The sequence below is a fragment of the Paraburkholderia sp. genome, assembly GCF_035656215.1.
In the GTDB taxonomy this organism is placed as follows: Bacteria; Pseudomonadota; Gammaproteobacteria; order Burkholderiales; family Burkholderiaceae; genus Paraburkholderia.
On record NZ_DASRSY010000131.1, the window covers coordinates 1 to 3,625 of the forward strand.

The 3,625-nt window shown below is 60.2% G+C and carries 3 protein-coding genes; all 3 read right to left on the minus strand.

Annotation, left to right across the window (positions count from 1 at the left end; genetic code table 11):
• Positions 1–600, minus strand: a 600-nt coding sequence (locus tag VFE81_RS07680; protein WP_325044024.1) for a paraslipin, incomplete at its 3' end; no start/stop codon positions are given.
• Positions 601–687: 87 nt separating this feature from the next.
• Positions 688–1,143 carry an NfeD family protein gene (locus VFE81_RS07685; RefSeq protein ID WP_325044025.1) on the minus strand — a complete coding sequence of 152 codons (456 nt, stop codon included), beginning with the start codon at positions 1,141–1,143 and terminating at the stop codon, positions 688–690.
• A gap of 182 nt (positions 1,144–1,325) precedes the next feature.
• Positions 1,326–3,625 (minus strand): phosphoenolpyruvate synthase (gene ppsA / locus VFE81_RS07690; RefSeq protein WP_325044026.1); only part of this gene is annotated, 2,300 nt, incomplete at its 5' end.

The window sequence follows — 3,625 nt, forward strand, 5'->3', positions numbered from 1 at the left end:
ATTGATCTGCTCCTGCTTACGTCCTTCGGATGCCGCGATCAGCGCGCGCTTCTCGCGCTCAGCAGTGATCTGCGCCTGCATCGCATGAAGAATTTCCTTGGGCGGCGTCAGGTCCTTGATCTCGTAGCGCAACACCTTGACACCCCAGTTCGACGCTGCTTCATCGAGCGACGACACAATGCTGTGGTTGATGAAGTCGCGCTCCTCGAAAGTCTTGTCGAGTTCGAGTTTGCCGATCACCGAGCGCAGCGTGGTCTGAGACAACTGCGTAATCGCGAACACGAAGTTGCTCGAGCCGTACGAAGCCTTCATGGGATCGGTGACCTGGAAATACAGCACGCCATCCACCTGCAGTTGCGTGTTGTCGCGCGTAATACACACCTGGCTCGGCACTTCGAGCGGGATTTCCTTGAGAATGTGCTTGTACGCGATCCGGTCGACGAACGGAAACGCGAAGCTCAGGCCGGGCGTCAACGTGCGGTGATAGCGGCCGAGCCGCTCCAGCACCCACGCATGTTGCTGCGGCACGATCTTGAGCGTCTGCGCCGCCAGCACGATCACGATAATCAGAAGCACCGCCCCGACAATGGTTGAATCCATTACTGCCCTCCGGTCCGTAGTTCGAATGGTTGTGCGTGGTTCTGTGCACGCGTTGGTGCAGGATTTTGTACACGCACTGGTGTGTGCTCAGGCCACCGTTGCCTTGGCTTTCTCCTGCCGGCTGGCCACGACGACGAGGCAACTGCCGCGCATCTCGACGATTTCATAGAGCTGCGCGTCTTCGGGTTCGCCTGCGGCCAATTCGACATCCCATGCAGCACCGCGATAGTTGGCGCGCGCCCGGCGCTCGTGCCACGCCGGCACGGCCAGCGTTTGACCGATATCCAGATTGACGTCCGGGTTCTTCGACGCCTCCTTACGCGTTCTGCGGCCAAAGCGCGAACGCCTGAGCAACAGGACGGCAGCCAGCGCCACGACCGCCGCAATCGCGAACTGCAGGTCGGCGGCGACGCCCGCCAGTTGCGCAATGGCAGCCGCAACACAGCCCAACGCGATCATCAGCAAATAGAACGTGCCGCTGATCAGCTCCAGCACGACAAGCACACCCGCCCCGATCCACCAGAACAATCCACCTGGCGCCACGTCGACCTCCACAAAACAAAACACCCCGGATCTACCGGGGTGTTTATAGCACGAAGCGGGTGCATTTTACCGGGCGGTGCAGCACGCTTTTACGTGCTTTTGACATACCGCACCGTCCTTTATGCAAGCCGCTTATCGGGCACCTGCTTCGTGCATATTTTTACTTCGCTTATTGACGTCGATTACTTCGTCAGCGATTTCGCTAGCTGCTGCCACGTCTCGATGATCGAGTCCGGGTTCAGCGAGATCGACTTGATGCCTTCATCGGTCAGCCATTGCGCAAAGTCCGGATGATCCGACGGGCCCTGGCCGCAGATACCGACGTACTTGTTCAGCCGCAGACACGTGTCGATCGCGCGCTTCAACAAGAACTTGACGGCCGGATCGCGTTCGTCGAAATCGACTGCCAGCAACTCCATGCCGGAGTCGCGGTCGAGGCCGAGCGTGAGCTGCGTCAAGTCGTTCGAACCGATCGAGAAGCCGTCGAAGAATTGCAGGAATTCTTCGGCGAGAATCGCGTTCGAAGGCACTTCGCACATCATGATCAGGCGTAGATTCTTCTCGCCGCGCTTCAGGCCGAACTTCTCCAGCAGCCCGACCACGCGCTCCGCCTGCTTCAGCGTACGCACGAACGGCACCATGATCTCGACGTTGTCGAGGCCCATCTCTTCACGCACCTTCTTCAGCGCGATGCATTCCATCTGGAACGCTTCGGCGAAGTCGTCAGCGATGTAGCGCGATGCGCCACGGAAGCCCAGCATCGGGTTTTCTTCGTCCGGCTCGTAACGCGAACCGCCGATCAGCTTCTTGTACTCGTTCGACTTGAAGTCCGACAGACGCACGATCACGGGCTTCGGATAGAACGCCGCCGCGATCGTGGCGATGCCTTCGGTCAGCTTGTCGACGTAGAACGCACGCGGCGATGCATGGCCGCGTGCCACGCTCTCCACGGCCTTCTTCAGGTCCTGATCGATGTTCGGGTACTCGAGAATCGCCTTCGGGTGAACGCCGATGTTGTTGTTGATGATGAATTCCAGCCGCGCCAGACCCACGCCTGCATTCGGCAGTTGCGAGAAGTCGAAAGCCAGTTGCGGATTGCCGACGTTCATCATGATCTTCACCGGAATCGGCGGCAGTTCGCCGCGCTGGACTTCAGTGATTTCGGTTTCGAGCAGACCGTCGTAGATCTTGCCTTCGTCGCCTTCCGCGCACGATACCGTCACCAGCTGGCCTTCCTTCAGCACGTCGGTGGCGTCGCCGCAGCCGACCACGGCCGGCACGCCCAGCTCACGCGCGATGATCGCCGCGTGGCAGGTCCGGCCGCCACGGTTCGTGACGATCGCGGATGCGCGCTTCATCACCGGCTCCCAGTTCGGGTCGGTCATGTCGGCGACCAGCACGTCGCCCGGCTGCACGCGGTCCATTTCCGACGGATCGTGAATCACACGCACCGGACCCGCGCCGATCTTCTGACCGATCGCACGGCCGGTTGCGAGCACGTTCGATTGACCCTTCAGCTTGAAGCGCTGCTCGGCCTTGCCGGCAGCCTGGCTCTTCACCGTTTCCGGACGCGCCTGAAGAATGAAGATCTTGCCGTCGCGGCCGTCCTTGCCCCACTCGATGTCCATCGGACGCTCGTAGTGCTTTTCGATGATGACGGCGTATTTCGCGAGTTCGATCACGTCTTCGTCGGTGATCGAGAAACGGTTGCGCTGCTCGTGCGTGACGTCGACGGTCTTCACGCGGCCTTCTTCGCCAGCCTTGGTGAATTCCATCTTGATCAGCTTCGAGCCGATCGAACGGCGAATGATCGGGTACTTGCCTTGCGCGAGCGTGGTCTTGAAGACGTAGAACTCATCCGGATTCACGGCGCCCTGCACGACCGTTTCGCCGAGACCATAGCTCGACGTGATGAAAACGGCGTCCTTGAAGCCCGATTCCGTATCCAGCGTGAACATCACGCCTGCCGCGCCGACGTCCGAGCGCACCATACGCTGCACGCCAGCCGACAACGCGACTTCAGCGTGGGTGAAGCCCTTGTGGACACGATAGGAAATAGCGCGGTCGTTATACAGCGACGCGAACACGTGCTTCATGCGATCGAGCACGTCGTCGATGCCGACCACGTTGAGGTAGCTTTCCTGTTGACCAGCGAACGATGCGTCCGGCAAGTCTTCCGCCGTTGCCGATGAACGCACGGCAAACGACAACTCTTCAGGCGAGCTGTTTTGCAGGGTGTCGAAGCCTGCGCGGATATCCGCTTCGAGACGCGGCTGCATCGGGGCGTCGATGATCCATTGACGGATCTCCTTGCCCGCTTCGGCGAGCGCCTTCACGTCGTCGACATCGAACAATTCGAGGCGTTTGGCGATGCGTTCAGTCAGATTGTTGTGATGCAGGAAGTCGCGGAAAGCCAGCGCCGTGGTGGCGAAGCCAGTCGGCACACGCACACCGGCTTCGGCGAGCTGACTGATCATCTCGC